Below are 529 nucleotides of genomic sequence, written 5' to 3'. Positions count from 1 at the left end.
TCTGTCATAGTGTCTTCATCTGCAACAAAGTAACCTGGCCAGTTTTCCTCGCATGTTAAATATGTTCCCCACGGAGTGTAACCATTTCCACAATTATTAATGGTTCCACGAGTCTGATCGCCAGAAGCAGAAAAAGGGGTGACTAATGCTGATGTCATAGCTAAAGGACCGGAAATGTCCATTGGAGTTGATGCTGTAAAACGACGGTTATGAGTATCATCTTGAATTACCTGCCAGTTACCATCGATTAATTTGACTCGAATTACCGATATACCATGTGCATTAATTTCTTTTCGAACAAGCTCCGAGTCTCTTGGTGCATCAGTATAATGTAATGCACTTTTATCTATATATTCATGGTTGATGCATAAAAGTCCATCAGTTGAACTGCCATCAAGCGGGAAAAAACGCATACCATCGTGGTGCATTCCTACTGAATTTTCCTGATCTAATGCTGTATTAGTTCCATCATCCCGCCATTCATTTGCAAGGCTATTTATTGGTGTACCCCAAGGCGCTAAAATTTGAG

The 529-nt window shown here is 40.6% G+C and carries 1 protein-coding gene; it reads right to left on the bottom strand.

The features are described 5' to 3' along the window. Positions 1-529 (bottom strand): alkaline phosphatase PhoX (locus GQR39_RS20055; protein ID WP_165736432.1); only part of this gene is annotated, 529 nt, incomplete at both ends.

This window comes from Pseudoalteromonas sp. C8, from assembly GCF_011378685.1.
Lineage (GTDB): Bacteria > Pseudomonadota > Gammaproteobacteria > Enterobacterales > Alteromonadaceae > Pseudoalteromonas > Pseudoalteromonas arctica.
Note: the sequence above shows the minus strand (reverse complement) of the source record. Positions and strands in the feature narration are given on the sequence as shown.